We start from the raw sequence: 17,953 nt of genomic DNA, 5'->3' as shown, positions 1-17,953 counted from the left end.
GGGAAACGACCACCGGACGCGGTCGCCAAGTTCCGCTTACTAGATGTCTGTCTGGAGATCCGCACCTGTCGCCCGAACATCCGTCTCGGCGCTCTTGTACCCGTCCCGCGCAGACGTCCTCGCCCACTCCCCGACATCCGGCAGATCGCGGCGGTTCGCCTTGGCCGCTTCCTCTGCCGCGTGCTCCGTGTACTTGAGGTTCCTGTCCACCCCGTTCTCCCAGTACCTCCCCATCTCCTGCCCCGCGTCCGCCTTGGCATCACCCTCGACGTCCTGGAACAGCTCTTCGAGAATCACGCTGCTGGCCGTTCCGACGGCGCCACCCACTGCCGCGCCGGCGACTGGGCTGGCGATGAGTGACGCTCCGACACCGGTTACTGTTCCCAATCCGCCGGAGGCGACGTTCTTCCATTGCGTGACGGCGTGGTCATATTCTTTGTCGGCCACATCCGCAGGGCCCGCAACGGCTTCCTGGCGACCAATGGCCAGCGTGCCGGAGACTTCACCGGAGCCATAGGCGATCTGTTCCACGGTGAACTTCGGGTCGGCCGAGTAGCGCTGATCAGCAGGGAGGTCCGGGTTGAGGTGGTACTCCATGAGCTGCCCCATGTACTTCTTCTGGCCCACCTCGACAGCCGCGTAGCCTTCAGGGTTCTGACCCACCGTCATAAGGAACCGAGTGGCGTCACGGTGATCGACCGTGGCTGCGGCCCCCGCGATCGGGAACAGTCGATTCACGTCTCCGTCGCCGTCATCCGCCATGGACCGGTTGATGTCAGGCAGATACTCCGAGGCGATCTGCCCCATGCTGTCCGACATGTAGCTGTGGTCCGTCAGCCTGCCACTGTCATCCGAGATGGACGAGACCAGGGACTGGAAAAGCCTGGCCTGGCCCGCATCGTGAGCCGGAGTGTCCAACGTCGGCAACTCTCCGGCAGGGTGCCCCGTTGTGGCGGCCTCGAGCGCCAATGCCAGATTGTTCCGGCCGGTGTCGACGCCGTCGCCCTTCATATTCATCTCGTCCGGCCATTCCCGCTGCTCGAAGAGATATTTGAAGTTGCTGACCGCATGCTTGTGGTCGTCGTCCTTGGGGAGGAACTCGTCATTGAAGAATTCCGTCGCCGCCGCAGGACTGTTGGACAAGCCCTTGAGGTAACCCGTCAGCGGATCGTCGCCGGTGTCGCCGCCTTCTTCACCGATGAAGTTGAGCCGCTGGTCCATCCCCATGTGCTGCCAAGCGATATTGCGCTCCTCACCGTTGACCGTGAGGTTTCGCTCTGACTTCATGAGTTGCTTTCCGTATTGCTTCATGAAGCTGTCGTCGTAGTCGCCGACGCGCATCAGGTTGCTCATCACCTGGAAGCCCATCGGACCAGCGCCATGGGGACCGAGATGCTTGTCGCCAGCGGCGATCATGCCCTGCTTCCAATCAACCATGGCAGCCGAGTCGCTCTGTGAAGCGCGGGCAAGGGTCATACTCAAGTTTTGCTGCAGGTCGTCAAGTTGGTCACGCCGCGCCAAGTAGAGATCGCGGTTCTCATAGGGGTCGGTGACGCCCGCCCAGAACTCCATCGTTTGCTTCGGACCGAGGTTCGCAGCGAACCGCTCCGAGAACAACGGATCGTCGCGATACTTCTTCAAGCCCGCGTTCAGCTGGTCGAACTCCTTGACCGTCAGGTCATCCGGATCCTTCTTCGCCAGTCTGGCCAAGTCATCGGCTTCCTTGACGGCGGCTGCAGCCTCGTCCCGGTCCTTGTAGGCGGCGTCAGAGAAGCCCATTTCGTCCTGGTCCGCAATGGCGGTAAGGACCGTCTTGGCCGATTGGTCGCTCTCTGTGGCCTTACGCATGATGTCCTGCACCTCATCACGCAGGGCAGAGACGTCGCTCTCGCTGTGCTCCGGGACCTTGACGCCCTCCGCGGCGCGGTCCGGGTGTATGTTCATGGTAACCGTGAAGCCCCCGCCACCGGTGTCCTGCACGGTCAGATTCTTCTTCAGTCCCCGGTCGATCGCCGCCTTGAGATCTTTCTGGAACTGCTTCAATTCTCCGACGGTGTCACTCAGAATCCTGTGAATCGTCTTCGCCTGGATGTGGGCGTCGGCGAACTCACCAGCGGTCTTACCGATGAACTCCTTGGTGACCTGGGAGTTAACGCCGGACCAATTGGCTTTGTTGGCTGCTTGATGCAGGCCCTTCTCAGCCTGTTCCTGCAGATCATCAAGGTTCCCGACCAGCGTCGACCAGTCTTTGACAGCCTCGTCCACTGAGGCGAAGTTGGCGAAGCGCAGATCATCGAGGTCCACGGCGGCACCTTTCAAAGCGAGCGATTGCGAAGCACGGACGATGTGTGACGAGCACGGCGTCGCTACTCATCCTTCTTCTCACCCTTGTCCGGCTTGCCGTAGTAGGCGGGGTTCTCGTCTCCCGGCTTTCCGACTCGCTCGTCGAAGCCGGAATCCAGGGCATCGATGCTGCTCATCTGCCGACGGATGTAGTTCTCGTCGCCGTCATGCACCCGCTTCGTGGTCTGCATGTGGTTGGTGATTTGGGCGCAGGCGTCCATGAGGGACTTCAACTGCTCGTCCCAGCGATTGGATACATGCTGCAGCCCCGAGCCAAGTTCGAACCCCTGCTTCGACAGGTTCCCGGCGGCTGAGTCACTGCTCGCGACGTTGACACGCGCACGGTCCCAAAGCTGGTTGTACAGCTCGTGCGCACTCTTGCCGAGCTTGGTCAGATCTCCGTGGTCGACCTTCAAGTCACCTGTCGACGGCGTGGTCGTGCCGTCCGCCGGGATGCCATTCAGCTGCATTCCGGCCGAAGCGTGTTTCGTCTTGAGTTCTTCCCACTCATCCCATGCCATGGCTGACAACTCCCCCGTACACAGCGCTTTCCTCTGATGATTACGCTCCACGTACCGTAGCAACTGCGCCCGTTCAGCGCTGGGGCAGGGAGAATCCGCACGCCTTCCACGACCGGGTCGGGCTCTGGTCGCAAGGGAAGCCGAACATCATGCTCCGACCCTGCCCTCCCAGAGACCCGTCAAGCTGCCGATGAGGTACGTCGGCCGCGCCGCAGACGGTCCCCGCACCGTCCTCCTCGACAGCCCACTCTTTCGGCGCCTCTGCTCAGGCGTACATGTCACGAAGCCGCGGCCTCGTGACATATGTCCGGCACCTGGGCCTGCCCTCCCGTGACGGCGAGGGTCAGCCCATCGGCTCCGCTGGTCTGCCACATGATGGATGCCTTCGTCGCCGTGAGATGCCAGTGTTGATCGCGGATCGCCTTGATGCCTCTCGTTCTACGGCCGAGGTCAGAAACGGTGACAGTGGTCGTCCGGGTCGCTACTCAGCGCCGACGAACCGACGGGTTGCTGGTTCAGGAATTGTGGTCCCCATACGGGCTTCGCGCACCGTACGGGGTGTCGGGCGGGCCGACTTCGGGGTACGTCTGCTGTATCGGTGCGCCGGGCAGTGAAGTTTATTGGCCCTCGCGGCGGCGACGAGCCACACCGAACGCCACTGCGGCGTCAATCAGCACGAAGGCGGCAACGCCCACGCCGATCCACAGCCACGTGTTGTCGTCTTCAGTCTTCGCGGTCTGGGAGCCGTCCGCCGCCTGGGCGTCGGCGCCCTTCGGAGCTTCGGCGGACGGTGTTCGTGCCGTCATCAAGTAGTCGGCCATCGGGAATTTGTCGGCAGGTCCCGGATCGCCCGGGTCGGTCAGGGCGATGCGGGAGCGGACGGCGCCGTAGCCGATGTAGTCGCTGCGTTTGTCGTTGTCGTCCTTGACGCCGCCGATGGTGTTGAGGATGACCCGGAGGACCTGGTTGTTCGTCCAGTCCGGGTGCTTGGACCAGATCAGGGCCGCGCTCGCCGAGGCCAGGGCGGTGGCGTCACTGGTGCCGTGGCTCTTGCAGTAACCGGTCGAGCCACCGCAGGCGTGGACGATGTCCATGCCGGGGGCCGCGATGTCGACCTGCGGGCCATACTCGGACTCGCTCGTGCGCCGTCCGTTCTTGTCGATGGCCGCCACTCCTACGACGCCGGGGGTCGCCGCGGGGTACTGGACCCGGTTGGTCCCGTCGCCGTCGTTGCCCACACCGGCGAAGATCAGCGACCCCTTCTCCAGTGCGTAGCGCACGGCGGTCGTCAGCTCCGGCGCACCTTCCGGTGCCGCCTGGGAGATGTTGATGACCTGCGCACCTTGGCCGGCGGCGTACGTGATGCCGTTGGCGATGGCGTCGAACAACTGGGCGTCCGCGGAGGCCTGGTTGTTGGCCTTCTCCGCGTTGGGCAGCCGGATCGGGAGCACCTTGACGCCGGGCGCGAGCCCGTAGGCTCCCTGGCCCCCGTTGCCCGACCCCGTTCCGGCGATCATGCCGGCGATGCCGGTGCCGTGGCCGTCGTAGTCGGTGTGCTCGTCACCGCTGAGCCCGGTCGACAGGTCCTTGCCGGGCAGCACTTGGCCCCGCAGGTCCGGGTGGTCGGCTTTGACGCCGCTGTCGATCACGGCGACCGTGATGCCTTCGCCGGTGCTCGTCCGCCACATCTGGTCCGCCTTCATCGCGTCCAGATGCCACTGCTGCGCACGGAACGCATCGGCGTACGCGGGCCCCGCGGCGGCCGTGCCCACCAGCAGCAGGCCGAGAGCTGCCGAGGCTGCCGCGCCGAAGGCTCGGCCGCGGTTGCTGCTGGTGGACATGGGTTACCTCGCGTCCTTCTCTGTCTCGTCCGTCACGACGGGAGGCACATTACGGTCCGCGCCGGGTCGCCAGGTGGCTTCGTCCTCGGTGACGTAGTCCGGGCGCTCACTCGCCCGGCCCCCTCCACGGCCGCCGGGCCGCGCACTAACAGATGCCGCTACGGCACGGCCCGCCCCGCCGTGGAACCCGCCGTGCTGGCCAACCGCGCATCCCGCTCTGAGCCTGGCGTGACGGCCCTGCGCCCGGACGACGCACCGCGAGCCGTGCCGCTTCTCCCTTCGCCTCCACAGCAGTGCGACGGGGTGCGTCGCCTACGGCTGGGTGACAGCGGCTGTGCGTCGCGCGAGGTAACGCGTGCCGATGGTCAGGTGCGCCTTTTCGTTCGTGGCCGAACTCAGGAACCGCGGTACGGGTTGTCAGGGGCGCCGGGGTGGCCTCCGGTGTAGGGCTGGTGCACCGGCGCGCCCAGTGGTGGAAGCCGCTGGTCGTCGCGGCGGCGCCGGCGAGCCAGGCTCAACGCGACTACGGCGCCTACCAGCACGACTGCGGCAACGCCCATGCCGATCCACAGCCCGGTATTGCTGTCGTCAGCCTGCGCGGTCTTCTCCGTGGCCTCGTCACCCTTCGATGCCGGGGCACCGGCGCCCGTCGAGGCCTCGGCGGGCGGTGCACTGGCGTCCACCGGGTAGTCCGACATCGGGAACGTGTCGGCCCGGCCCGGGTCGCCCGGGGCCGTCAGGGCGATTCGCGGGCGGACTGCCCCGTAACCGACGTAGTCGCTGCGTTTCCCGCTCCCGCTCTCGCTCTTGACGCCGCCGATCGTGTTGAGGATGACCTTGAGAACCTGGTTGTTGGTCCAGTCGGGGTGCTTGGACCAGATCAGGGCCGCGCCGGCGGAGGCGAGGGCGGTGGCGTCGCTGGTTCCCTCGCTCTCGCAGTAGCCCGTCTTGCCGCCGCACGCGTGGACGATGTCCATGCCGGGCGCGGCGAGGTCGACCTGCGGACCGTGTTGTGACGCGCTGGTCCGACGGCCGTTCTTGTCGATGGCCGTCACGCCCACCACTCCGGGGGTGGCGGCGGGGTATTCGACCTGGTTGGCCTTGTCGCCTGTATTGCCCACCGCGGCGAAGATCAACGATCCCTTCTTCAGGGCGTAGTCGACCGCGGACGTCAACTCCGGGGCGCCTCTCGTCGCTCCCTGCGAGACGTTGATGACCTTGGCGCCGTGGTCGGCCGCGTATCTGATGCCCTCGGCTGCGAGGCGGAAGAACCGCGCATTCGTGGCGGCCTCATTGGCGCCCTTCGCGCCGTCGGGCAGACGGATCGGCAGCACCTTCGCTCCTGGAGCGAGGCCGTACGCCCCCTGGTTCCCGTTGCCCCTGCCCGTTCCGGCGATGATCCCGGCCATGCCCGTGCCGTGACCGTCGTAATCCGTGCGTTCGTCACCGGGCTCCGCCGGTGCCAGATCCTTGCCCGGTAGCACCTGGCCCCGCAGATCGGGGTGGTTCGCGTCGACGCCGGTGTCGAGAACGGCCACGGTGACGCCCTCGCCCGTGGCCGTCTGCCACATCTGGTCGGCCTTCATGGCGTCCAGGTGCCACTGCTGAGCACGGAACGACTCCGCGTATGCCGGTGCCGCAGTCGCGGTGCCCACCAGGAGCGTGCCGAGGACCACCGAAGCCGCCGCGCAGAGGCGTCCGCGGCTGGGACCGCTGGTGATGGGCATGGACTACCTCTCGTCGGTCTTCGGATCGTCAGCGACCACAGGAGGCACATTACGTCGCGCGTCCGGCTGCCAGGTGGCCTCGTCCTCGGTGACGTAGTCGGGTCGCTCGCTCTGCTCTTCCTCGCGACGCTCCCCCGGACGGGCGCTGGACGGCGCCCCGCCACGGCCTGCCGTGCCCGCTCCGTGCCGGTCGTCGGCCGAGCCACCCGGCCCGCCCTGTCCGCGCACCAGCCCGGAGCCTCCCTGGCTGAAGGACCGGCCGGCCGCGCGCTGCTGCTGACTTTGACGGCCCCCGACGACGCCCCCCTTCTGCCCGGCGGCACCAGGGGCGACGCGGCCGGTGGAGGCACCGTGCTGGTCCGCGCCGAACACGCCGGGCCTGCCTCCGGCCTGCCGTTGCCCACCGGCTCCCTGAGCCTGCGGCCCACGGCTTCCGGAAGTCCCCCGCCCGTTGTTCGCTCCCTCGCTGCCCATGACGGTGCCGCGCGGCATACCTCTGCCGGTCTTGTCCGTCGGCTGCGCACGGCCTCCGGTGACGCCGCTCTGCGCAGGACCTCGCCCCGTCGAGGAGCCTCCCGTCCCGCCGGTGCCCGTGGTTCCCTGCGCCGACGGCGCGTTGACGGCCGGACGACCGAACGCACTGGGCGTGGACGGGCCGGGCCGCCCGTACGCACCGCCTGGCGATGTCGGCGTCACTCGGCCGCCGGGCGGACTGGTCAGACCGCGAGCGCTCGGCGGAGTACCGCCGGTGATGCCGTAAGCCGGTGGCACTGGCCCCGGCACCACCGGCTGGCCGGCTGTTGGTCCGGAAGGGCCCGGAATGCCGGGTGGTGTGGCGGGCGCCTGCGTCTGCGGGCTCTGCGGCAGCACGTCGACCGAGTCGACATCCATCCGCGCTGGTGCCTCCGGGACCACCGGCACAGTCTTTCCCGTTTCATGGACCACAGGGCGGTCCGCGAACCCGCTGGGTGAGACGCCGGTGCCCGTACTCACGGACTCCCGGCTCCCCGCATGCCCGGCCACGGCACCATCGGCCGACGGGGTACCGGCTGGAGACGTACCGACTGAAGGAGTACCGGCCGAAGGGGTACCCGCCGAAGCGGCGCCGGTCGTGGCGGGGCCTCCGCCGCTTCCCTGCCCGACCGGCAGGTCCCTGCTGCGCCGGTCGCGAGCGTCTGCTTCCGGATCCTGGATCTCCAGCGGCGGGGGCGGGAACTTGCGCGGCTTGGACGCTGCCATCTGCGTCTTGGACAGCGCGTACGCCTGCCCGAGCTTCTCCAGTTCGTCCGCCGTCTGCTGCCGAAGGGCCATGTTCTTCGACAGGACGCCCTGCGCGTCGGGGTCGTTGTGAGCCGACTTCGCCGCGTCGATGTTGGCGTCCACGCCCTCGTCGCGCGGAACCGATGTCTTGGCCCGTCCGATGGCTTGGGCCGCCTGGCCCAGCCAGTGCGACTGATGCTCGCTGTACTCGGCCAGCGACACCGTGGACTTGGCGAGCTCCGCGGCCCAGGTACGGAACGCGTCGGCGCTCTCGCCCTTCCATTTCACCCACTGCGGGCGGATCTGCAGTTCCGCCGCGATGCTGTTGATCTCCTTGGCCGCCGCGGTGAGTCTGTCCGCCGCTCCTTGGACGGATTCGGCGTCAGCGGCGTCGAGCCAGGCCAGCATCTGCTCGTGGGTCATACCGTCGAACGGGGTCTTCCTGCCTTTGCCGGCCATCAGAGATTCGTCTCCTCTTCGCCGCTCTCAGGCGTCTTGTCGGGCGCCTTGTCGGGCGTGCCCGCACTGCTGTCCCCTGCGCCCGCCGCCGACTTCTCGTTCGTCTTCTCATCGGGTGACGGCGGCACATAGTCGCCCCCGTAGTGACTGGTCGTCTCGGCGTTGATGGCCGCCATCCGGTCCCGGACGTCCGAATCGATGTTCTCGAAGCCCTTGTGCGACGCCATGACCGCGAAGCCCATGGACTCGATGGACCCGGAGAGGATCTCCGAGAGAGTCTCCAACTCCCGGATCACCGCGCCGTACTGGCCATACAGGTCGTCCGCCTCGTACCAGCCCTTGTCTCCCCCGCCGAACTTCCCGCGCGTGAGCTGTTCCGCGCTCACCTTCTTGGAACCCGCCGGCGAACCCTTCAAGTCCTTGACCAGCTGGTCGACCCGCCGCTGGAACTCGGTGAACGACTCCAGCTCCGTAACGATGTCCCCAACCGCGTCCTTGGCCGCCTCGACCACGCTGAACGGCCAGCCGCCCAGCCCGGTCGAACCCCCGCCCTTGTCGTCCGCCATCGCGTCCGCCCTCCCCGTTCCCCCGTGAGCACGCCGAGCGCGTCGAAGTCGTCGAACGCATCGGGCGCGCCGCACCTTTACAACCAGTTGGTCTGGTACCAACTTTAGTCGGCTGCACTGACAGTTCACAGGAGTCACAGCACAACGGCGGTTCGACGGCGCGGTGTTGACCGGAAGCCTCGTCCGGGTCAGGCGGTTTCGGAGACGTTCGCCACCGCTGCCTGGGGGCGGATCGGCAGGCGGTTGACCGGGCGGCCCGTTGCCGCGCGGACCGCTGAGGCGATCGCGGCCGGGGAGGCGACGACCGGGACCGTGCTGGCTGCCTTGGCGCCGAAGGGGGCCACCACGTCGCGCTCCTCGACGAGGCTGACGATGCGGATGTCGGGGGCGTCCAGGGCTGTGGGCAGGGCGTAACCGGTGAGGTCGGGGCGGCGGATCACGCCCTTCGGGGTGCGGAGGTTCTCCGTGAGGGCCGCGCCGACGCCCTGCGTGACACCGGCCTCGATACGGGCGGCGAGCTGGCGGGGGTTGAGGACACGGCCGACGTCCTGCGCGACCGCCAGCTCCACGACCCGTACGGAGCCGATCTCGATATCGACGTCCACGACCGCGCGGATCGCGCAGAACGCCATGCCCACGAAGGCGTCGCCCTGGCCCGCCGCGTCCAACGGCTCCGTCGGGTGCGGGCGGCACTGGGCGGTGGCCCAGAGTTCCTTGCCGTCCATGGCCTCCTCGACCGTCGTCGACAGGACGCCGTCGTACGACGTGATCTTGCCGTCGGCGATCTGGAGCAGCTCCGTGGACATGCCGAACTTGTGCGCCAGGGGCTGGAGGAGCTGGGTGCGGACCATTTTGGCCGCGCGTTCGACCGCTCCGCCCGAGACCCAGGTGTGGCGTCCACGGCAGCCGGGGCCCGCCGGTGGCTGGTCCGTGTCGACCGGTGCCACGTGGACCTCGTCGATGCCCAGGGTCTCCTGGACGATCTGGCGGGCCAGCGTCGTGAAGCCCTGGCCCGTCTCCACGGCCGCGCAGATCACGGTCGCTACGCCGTTCTGGACCTTGACCGTGGCCGTGGAGACCTCGTCCGCGCCCTCCGCGCCCAGGACGTGCACCATGCCGATGCCGTAGCCGACGCCGCGCCGGACCGCGTCCGGCTCGCCCGCGCCCTCGGGGCCGCCGGGCAGCAGCCAGCCGTCCTCCGGGGTGTCCTTGGGCAGCGCGGGGAGGGGGAAGTCCCGTACGGCGGTGAGGAGTTCGGCCACCGGGGCCGGGCAGGTCACCGTCTGTCCCGTGGGGAGTACGTCGCCGGTCGCGAGGACGTTGCGCATGCGCAGCTCGGCCGGGTCTACGCCGAGTTTCTTGGCGAGCTTGTCCATCTGGGCCTCGTAGGCGGCGCAGACCTGGAGCGCGCCTTCCCCGCGTACGTGGCCGGAGGGCGGGTTGTTGGTGCGGACCGCCCAGCCCTCGATGGAGGCGTTCGGGATGACGTACGGGCCGCAGGCGAAGGCGACGGCCGCCGCGAGCGCCTCCGACGACGTGTCCGCGTAGGCGCCCGCGTCGAGGAGGATCTGCGCCTCGACCTTGACGAGCCTGCCGTCCGCGTCCGCGTGGTGGCGGTAGCGGAGCAGGGTCGGGTGGCGGTGCGGGTGGCCGAGGAAGGACTCCTCGCGGCTCGCCGTCAGCTTCACCGGGCAGCCGGTGTGCAGGGCGAGCAGGCCGAGCGGGAGGTGGAAGCTCTGGTCCTCGCGGTCCGCGGTCGCGCCCGGGACGCCCGTGACGACGACCTTCACCTGGTCCGGCGACAGGCCGTACCGGGCCGCCGCCGCGTCGCGGTCGCCGTGCGGGTCGGTCGAGGCGATGTACAGCTCGACGCCGCCGTCGGGGCGGGGCACGGCGAGGCCCGCCTCCGCGCCGATCGGGGCCGGGTCCTGGCGGCCGATCCGGTAGAGGCCCTCGACGATCACCTCGCCGGTCGCGTCGAGGTCGCCGTGGCGCAGCGGGATGTGGCGTACGAGGTTGCCGTCGGGGTGCAGCGGCTCGGCGGCGAACGCCTTCTCCGGGTCGGTGACCGGTTCGAGGACCTCGTACTCGACGATGATCGCGGCGGCCGCCATCCGGGCCGTGTCCGGGTGGTCTGCGGCGACGGCGGCGAGGGCCTCGCCGTGGTGGCGCACCACCTCGGAGGCGAAGACCGGGCGGTCCGCCGTGCGGTGCCCGGCGAGCGGGCCGCCGGGGACGTCCTCGTGCGTGACGACCGCGCGGACGCCGGGCATCTCACGCGCGTGGGTGGTGTCGATGGAGACCACGCGCGCGTGCGCGTGCGGGGAGCGCAGGACCGATGCCCACAGGAGCCCCTCGGCCCACAGGTCGGCGGCGTAGGGGAAGGTGCCCGCCGCCTTGGCGTCGGCCTCCGTCGAGGGCAGGCTCGTGCCGAGTCCGTGCGGGATCTCCTCGGCGGCGGGGGCCGCGGGGGCGGCAGGGGTCTCGGTCGTCTCGCTGATCACGCTCGGCCTCCGTCCCGGCTGTCCCGGAAGTTCCCGCTGCCGCGGAAGTTCTCGCTGTCCCGGAAGTTTTCGCTGTCCTGGACGCTCCCGCCGTCGCGGAAGTCCTCGCTGTTCTGGACGTTACCGCCGTCGCGGAAGTTCTCGCTGTTCTGGACGTTCCCGCCGGTCCGGACGTTCCCCCCGGTCTGGATGTCCTCGGTCGACACGGGGCCGGCCTGGTGCGGGATGAGCGGGGGTCCGTCCTCCGCTTCCTGCTCCGCCGCCTCGGCGCTCTCCGCCGCCGCGTGCTGTGATGCCTGCCGCGCGTCCGCGACCTGGCGCACCGCGTCGAGCACCCCGCGGTACCCCGAGCAGCGGCACAGGTTTCCGCAGAGCGCCTGGCGGGCCTCGAGGTCGGTGGGGTTCGGGTTGCCCTCGAGGAGGTCGTGGACCGTCATCGCCATGCCGGGCACGCAGAAGCCGCACTGGACGGCGCCGCACGCGGCGAGCGCGCGCTGCACGTCCGAGCCCCGGCCGTCCTCGGCGAGGCCCTCGACCGTACGGACCTCGCTGCCGGCGGTCGTCGCGGCGGGGACCAGGCAGGAGGCTACGAGGCGGCCGTCCACCTGCACGTTGCACGCACCGCACTCGCCCTGCGAGCAGCCGTCCTTGGCGCCCGCCAGGCCGAGGCGTTCGCGCAGCACGTAGAGCAGCGATTCGCCGATCCAGGCGTCCGTGACGGGGCGGTCGGTGCCGTTGACCCGGAGGACGTAGCTGGTCATGGGGTGGTTGTCGTGGAGCGGCACCGGGGTGGGAGCCGGGTCGGGTTCCGGGTCGGGGCGCGAAGCGGCGTCCGGAGCGGCGTCCGACGCGGGGTCCGGGTCGGGTTCGCCGGGGGCCTCCCTCGCGACCTCCTCCGCCGCGACCTCGTCCCCGGCCGCCATCTCGGTCCTGGCAACCGTCTCGGTCCCGGCGCCCGTCTCGGCCGCCGCCATCGTCTCGACGCCGGTCCGGGGCTCGGCCCCGGCCTCGGCCTCGATCCCGGTCAGAGGCCCGGACTCGGCGGCCCCCGTCTCGACCCCAGTCAGAGGCTCGGACCCAGCCTCCGTCTCGCCCCTGGCCAGGGGCCCGGCCCCAGCCATCGCCTCAGCCTCGCCCTGGAGCCCCTCGTACTCGACCTCGGGCCCGCCCCGGGGCTTCTCGTACTCGGCCTCGGGCCCGCCCTGGGCCCCCTCGTACTCACCCTCGGGCCCGCCCTGAGCGACCTCTCCGGTCACCGCCGCCTCGACCCGACCCACCGGCTCGGCCCCCGGCTCAGGCCGCGCCTCGAACTCACGCCCCGGCCCCGCCACAACCTCCTCGGCGACCGGCGCGACCGGCCCAACCGGCACACCCGGCGCGACCGGCGCACCCGCCTGCGCCCAAGGCTCCGAGGCCCAGGGCGCCGGCGCACCCCCCGGCAGCGTCGCGGGAGGCGTGCGGTCGCCCCAGTGGGAGGCCAGCGCGGAGGTCGTGTACTCGCCGGACTCGTCCGGCAGTTCACCGTCGGCGACGGGGATCGACCACTGCCCCGTGTCACCGCCCTGCGGAAACCCGTACGGCTCGGGATCGGGCTCGGGCCGGGGCTCGGGTTCGGCCCCGTACGGCGCCGCCGCGACCCCGGTCAGTTCCGGCGGGAGCACCCACACGCCCGTGGCCGCCGGATCGGTCGCCGCCGCGCCCGTGGCCGGGCTCACCGTTATCTGCGGGGGCACGTAACCGTGGCCGGGCGCGGCGAGCGGCGCGTCCGGGAAGCCGTCGGGGGGCAGTTGGACGAAGGCCGTGGCGTCGGAGTCGTAGTCGCCCTGGGGCAGCGGCTGCCAGCCGTCCGCGTCCGGTGCGGGGTCCGGATCGGGTCCGTGGTACTCGTTCGTCACGACAGCGCCCTCCCAAGTGCACGTCGGGCCAGCGCGGCGACGGTGCGCCGCAGATGGATCACGGCGGGCGGCAGCGCCTCCTGGGTGCCGTCCGGGGCCGGGGGCTGGTCGGGGATGCAGGCCGCGGCGACGTACTCGCCGAACGCCTGCACGGCCTCGGGCACGAGCGCCCCGCGGTCGCCGTCCCAGTCGATGAGCGAGGCCACCCACTGCTCGGCCTCCAGGGGGCGCAGCGGCATCGGCGCGATGGCTCCGACGGCGCAGCGCACCCCGCGCCGGGCGGGGTCGAGGACGAGGGCGACGGAGGCGGTGGCGCGCCCGGGTCCGGTGCGTCCGGTCGCCTTGAGGAAGACCTGCGGGGCGTGCAGCAGCGGCACGCGGACGAAGCCGATCAGCTCGCCGGGGCGCAGCATCTCCATCCCCGCGAGCAGGTGGGAGACGGGCACTTCGCGCCGGGCGCCCTGCGGCCCGGCGATGATCAACGTGGCTTCGAGGGCGGCGAGTACGGGCAGCGAGTCGTTGGTCGGCGCGGCGGAGGCGATGTTGCCGCCGAGGGTGCCCGCGTTGCGGATCTGCGGCGGGCCCGCCGCGCGCGCGGAGGCGGCGAGGGCGGGGATGAGGGCGGCGAAGTCGGGGCGGCCGATACGGGCGTGGGTGAGGCCCGCGCCGAGGAGGGCGTGGCCGTCCTGGTACTGCCAGCCGCGGATCTCGCTGATCCGGTTCAGTCCGACGAGGGCGGCGGGGCGGAGTTGACCCGCGTTGACCTGGGCCATGAGGTCGGTGCCACCGGCGACGGGCACGGCGGCGGGCATGGCCGCGAGCGCGGCGACCGCCTCGTCGAGCGAGGTCGGAAGTACCGCGGCCTGTGTCGCCTGCGGTGCGTGCGTGGTCAAAACCGGCTGCCCCTTCCCGATGCCCGGCCGCGCGCCCGGCGGCCACGGTGGTGCTCACGTGGGCTGACGCCGCTCGCGTGACCGCCGTTCCCGCCGTTACGCCTGTTCCGCCGTACGGTACGTGCTGACAGGCCGGACGTGGCAACTCTGGCACATCTTCGCGGGGGCCCGGAGTTGGGGTCCGGTAGGAGGCATTCGCCCCTTCCACCTGGGAGATGACCGTTATGTGGAGTGATCCCCGGTGGGCGCGGATTGACACTCTTCGGTGACCTTTGGGCTGCGCGCCGGGCGACAAGGGCCCGGTGGCGGGACCCCGCGAAGCACCGGGCCCGCCACCACGCACCCGCCTCACACGTTCGGCGGCGCCCCCTCGATCGGGCGTCCGAGCACCCCGGGGCGACGCTGCCACGGCAACGGGCCGCCCGGCGGCCGGTAGTCGACGCCGAGCGCGTCAAGTCGCCGGAAGTGTGCGCTCATCCGGCGCTCGAAGCCGGCGTAGTCGCGCTCGGCGGGCGCGGGCAGCTCGCTCCACGCCACCTCGCAGAACGCGGAGAGGCGCGGGAACGCCTGGTAGTCGACGCGCTGCCGGTTCTCCATCACCTCGGTCCACAGGTTGGCCTGGGTGCCGAGGACGTGGCGCGCCTCGTCCTGCGTCAACTGCGGCGGAACCGGCTCGAAGCGGTAGACGTCCTCCAGGGTGCGCACGAAGCCGATGGGGACCGGCTCGTCGTCGCCGGGTGCCTGCCGGTGGTCGAGGTAGACCTGCTGCTCGGGGCACATGACGACGTCGTGGCCCGCCTTGGCGGCGGTGATGCCGCCGCGGTAGCCGCGCCAGGAGGAGACGGCGGCGCCGGGGGCCAGGCCGCCCTCCAGGATCTCGTCCCAGCCGATGAGGCGCCGGCCGCGCTCGCTCAGCCAGGTGTCGAAGTGGCGGATGAACCAGGACTGCAGCTCGTCCTCGTCCTTGAGGCCGAGCTCCTTGATGCGGGCCTGGGCCGTCGGGGACTGCTTCCACTGGTCCTTGGGGCACTCGTCGCCGCCCACATGGATGAAGGTCGACGGGAAGAGGTCGAGCACCTCCTCGAAGACGCCTTCGTAGAAGCGGAGGGTGGTGTCAGTGGGGGCGAGTACGTTCGGGTTGATGCCCCAGGTGTCCCAGACGGGGAGGGAGGACGTGTCGATGACGTCGGTGTTGCCGAGTTCCGGATACGCGTGGATGGCGGCCTGCGAGTGGCCCGGCAGGTCGATCTCGGGGACGACCGCGATATGGCGGGCGTGCGCGTAGGCGACGATCTCGCGGATGTCGTCCTGGGTGTAGAAGCCGCCGTGGGGCTTGTCGTCCCAGAGTTCGGAGGCGCGGTGGCCCCACTTGGTGCGCGTGCGCCAGGAGGCGTCCTGCGTCAGCTTCGGGTACCGCTTGATCTCCACGCGCCAGCCCTGGTCGTCGCTGAGGTGGAAGTGGAAGACGTTCAGCTTGTGCGCGGCGAGCAGGTCGATGAAGCGCAGGACGCCGTCCTTGGGAATGAAGTGCCGGGCGACGTCGAGCATGGCGCCGCGCCAGCCGAAGCGCGGGCTGTCCTCGACGGTGACGTACGGGACGGCCCACTGCCGCCCGGCGGTGAGCGGTGCGCGCCGGAAGGCGTCCGGGCCGAGGAGCTGACGCAGCGTCTGGGCGCCCCAGAAGACGCCGGCCGGGGCGCCGCCCGCGAGGTCGACGCCGGTTGCCGTGACGCGCAGCCGGTAGCTCTCCGCGGCCAGGGCCGGGTCGATCGACAGGCGTATGGCGGCGGCGCTCTCGTCCTGCGGGGGCAGGGCGAGTTCGGTGACGGCGCCTAGGGCGGAGCGCAGCCAGCGCGCGGTGGACTCGGTGCCCTCCCCCGCGCTGATGCCCGTACCGCTGTCGAGGACGTAGGAGCCGTCACCGCCCGAGGAGACGTGCCGGGGTGCCGGAATCAGATCCAACAGATCCATGGAGTGCAGACCTCTCAGTCCTTGACCGCGCCGCCGAGCCCGGACACCAGGCGCCGCTGTACGAGTACGAAGAAAACCAGTACCGGAATGGTCATCACGGTCGAGGCTGCCATGATTCCGCCCCAGTCGTTCTCGTCGGGTTTGAAGAAGACGAGCAGGGCCATCGGCAGCGTCGACTGGGACGTGTCGCTGATGATGAAGGACTTCGCGAAGAGGAAGTCGTTCCAGGTGGAGATGAAGGAGAAGACGCTCGTCGCCACGAGGCCGGGGAAGACGAGCGGGAAGAGGATCTGCCACAGGAAGCGGGAGCGGCTCGCGCCGTCCAGATACGCCGCTTCCTCAAGGGCTTCCGGCACCGCCTTGACGAAGCCGCGCAGCATCCAGATCGCGAACGGCAGGGAGAACGCGAGGTGCGGCAGGATCAGCGAGCCGAGCGTGTTGAGCTGCCCGAAGTCCCGCATCAGGAAGAAGAGAGGAATGGTCAGGGCCTCGACCGGCACCATCTGTGCGACGAGGAACATGATGAGCAGCGTCGTACGGAACCTGAAATGGAAGCGGGTCACCGCGGTCGCTGCGAGGAATGCGACGAGGGCGGAGACGATGACGACCGTGCCCGCGACGATGAGGCTGTTGACGAAATACCGCCCGAATTCCTCCTGTTGGAAGACGCGCTGGAAGGAATCGAGCGAGGGCGAGAGCGTCCAGGGGCGCGGTTCCGTCGATTCGATCTCGCCCGCCGGTTTGAAGGCGCTGAGCACCATCCAATAGAGCGGGAAAGCGACGGCGACCGCGATGAGGAGCGCGGAGACCTCGGCGGCGAGCCGCCAGGGCCTGCAGAACCGGGGGACGCGCAGGGCGCGTACGGCCCTGACACCGGAAAGGCTCACAATTCCCGCCCTTCTCTGCGCATGATCCTGAGATAGACGAGCGTGACGGCGAGCAGGATGACGAGCATCACGACGCCGATCGCGGAGCCGAGGCTGTACTCGCTGCCGGAGAACGCCTTCTGGTAGGCGTAGACGTTCAGGACGAGATTCTGGCCCGCGATGCCGCCGCCGTTCGTCATGACGTAGATCTGCGTGAAGACCTTGAAGTCCCAGATGATCGACTGGATGGTGACGACGACGAGGATCGGGCGGAGCATCGGCGCCGTGACGGACGCCCAGGTCCGCCACTGCGAGGCGCCGTCGAGCGACGCCGCCTCCAGGACCTCGGCCGGGATCGCGCGGATGCCCGCGTACACCGTGACCATGACGAACGGGAAGCTGCACCACACCACTTCGAGCAGGACGAGCGCGAAGGCGCTGTACCTGCCGTACGTCCATGAGTGGTCGCCGAGTCCGAGCACCTTGTTGACGGGGCCGAAATCCGGGTCGAAGAGGAACACCCACACGGTGGAGCCGGTGATCGCCGGGGTGGCCCAGGCGCCGAGTGCGGCCAGCATCAGGGCGAGGCGGGGCACGGCCCGGACCCGGGTCAGCAGGACGGCGAGCGCGCAGCCGACGAGCAGGGTCGAGACGACGCAGGCCGCCGCGAAGAGCACGGTGGCGAGCAGGACCTGCCAGAACTGGCTGTCGGAGAACAGGCGCTGGTAGTTGCCGAGGCCCTGGAAGGTGGCCGGTTCGCCGCCGCTGACCTGGGCCTGGGTGTACTCCAGGAAGGAGATCAGGCCGAGCTGGTAGATCGGGTAGACGAGGAGGCCGCCCAGGAGGACGAGGGCGGGGGCGAGGTAGAGCCAGGGGGTCCATCCCCCGCCCCGGATGCCGCCGGGGCGCCCGCCCCGGGTCCCGCCCGTAGTCCCGGCTCCGATCCGGCCCCGGACCCCACCACGGGCCCCGGCCTTGGGTTGGCCCGGGATCCCGGCCTTGCTCCCGGCCTTGGTCCCGCCCTTGGTCCCACCACAGGCCCCGGCCTTGGTCCCGCCCGAGGACCCGCCCTCGGCCCCATCCGGGGACTCGCCCGGGGATCCGCCC

General features: G+C 70.0%; 12 protein-coding genes. All 12 read right to left on the bottom strand.

The window, feature by feature from the left end; all coding sequences use genetic code 11:
* Positions 1-39: 39 nt before the first annotated feature.
* The 12 genes from N5I75_RS20815 to N5I75_RS20760 all read right to left on the bottom strand — a co-directional run bounded on the left by N5I75_RS20815 (position 40) and on the right by N5I75_RS20760 (position 17,790).
* Positions 40-2,304, bottom strand: coding sequence for a hypothetical protein (locus tag N5I75_RS20815; RefSeq protein WP_476679389.1), 2,265 nt, complete (start codon positions 2,302-2,304; stop codon positions 40-42).
* A gap of 62 nt (positions 2,305-2,366) precedes the next feature.
* On the bottom strand, positions 2,367-2,864 hold the full coding sequence (locus N5I75_RS20810) for a hypothetical protein (RefSeq protein WP_476679388.1): 498 nt from the start codon (positions 2,862-2,864) through the stop codon (positions 2,367-2,369).
* A gap of 617 nt (positions 2,865-3,481) precedes the next feature.
* Positions 3,482-4,705, bottom strand: a complete 1,224-nt coding sequence (mycP, locus tag N5I75_RS20805; RefSeq protein ID WP_476679387.1) for a type VII secretion-associated serine protease mycosin — start codon at positions 4,703-4,705, stop codon at positions 3,482-3,484.
* 395 nt (positions 4,706-5,100) lie between these two features.
* Positions 5,101-6,432, bottom strand: coding sequence for a type VII secretion-associated serine protease mycosin (mycP, locus tag N5I75_RS20800; RefSeq protein WP_476679386.1), 1,332 nt, complete (start codon positions 6,430-6,432; stop codon positions 5,101-5,103).
* Between the two features lie 3 nt (positions 6,433-6,435).
* A complete protein-coding gene (locus tag N5I75_RS20795; RefSeq protein WP_476679385.1) occupies positions 6,436-8,151 on the bottom strand; it encodes a WXG100 family type VII secretion target in 1,716 nt (571 codons plus the stop codon).
* Positions 8,151-8,717, bottom strand: coding sequence for a hypothetical protein (locus tag N5I75_RS20790; RefSeq protein WP_476679384.1), 567 nt, complete (start codon positions 8,715-8,717; stop codon positions 8,151-8,153). The genes N5I75_RS20795 and N5I75_RS20790 overlap by 1 nt, the downstream gene beginning before the upstream one ends.
* Before the next feature lie 188 nt (positions 8,718-8,905).
* Positions 8,906-11,221 carry a xanthine dehydrogenase family protein molybdopterin-binding subunit gene (locus N5I75_RS20785; RefSeq protein ID WP_476679383.1) on the bottom strand — a complete coding sequence of 772 codons (2,316 nt, stop codon included), beginning with the start codon at positions 11,219-11,221 and terminating at the stop codon, positions 8,906-8,908.
* Complete coding sequence (locus N5I75_RS20780; RefSeq protein ID WP_476679382.1) at positions 11,218-13,116, bottom strand: (2Fe-2S)-binding protein; 1,899 nt, start codon at positions 13,114-13,116, stop codon at positions 11,218-11,220. The genes N5I75_RS20785 and N5I75_RS20780 overlap by 4 nt, the downstream gene beginning before the upstream one ends.
* Positions 13,113-14,009: an FAD binding domain-containing protein gene (locus tag N5I75_RS20775; protein ID WP_476679381.1), complete on the bottom strand. Its 897-nt coding sequence runs from the start codon at positions 14,007-14,009 to the stop codon at positions 13,113-13,115. The genes N5I75_RS20780 and N5I75_RS20775 overlap by 4 nt, the downstream gene beginning before the upstream one ends.
* Before the next feature lie 348 nt (positions 14,010-14,357).
* On the bottom strand, positions 14,358-15,980 hold the full coding sequence (locus N5I75_RS20770; protein WP_476679380.1) for a beta-N-acetylhexosaminidase: 1,623 nt from the start codon (positions 15,978-15,980) through the stop codon (positions 14,358-14,360).
* Between the two features lie 14 nt (positions 15,981-15,994).
* Positions 15,995-16,867 (bottom strand): carbohydrate ABC transporter permease, encoded by an 873-nt coding sequence (locus N5I75_RS20765; protein ID WP_476679379.1) that lies wholly within the window; start codon positions 16,865-16,867, stop codon positions 15,995-15,997.
* Entirely contained in the window at positions 16,864-17,790 is a 927-nt protein-coding gene (locus tag N5I75_RS20760) for a carbohydrate ABC transporter permease (RefSeq protein ID WP_476679565.1), read from the bottom strand. Before N5I75_RS20760 ends, N5I75_RS20765 begins: the two co-directional genes overlap by 4 nt.
* Between the last annotated feature and the right edge of the window lie 163 nt (positions 17,791-17,953).

It is taken from the genome of Streptomyces sp. R818, assembly GCF_056172735.1.
The sequence above is the reverse complement of the archived record's forward strand: the minus strand, read 5'-3'. Positions and strand labels throughout refer to the sequence as shown.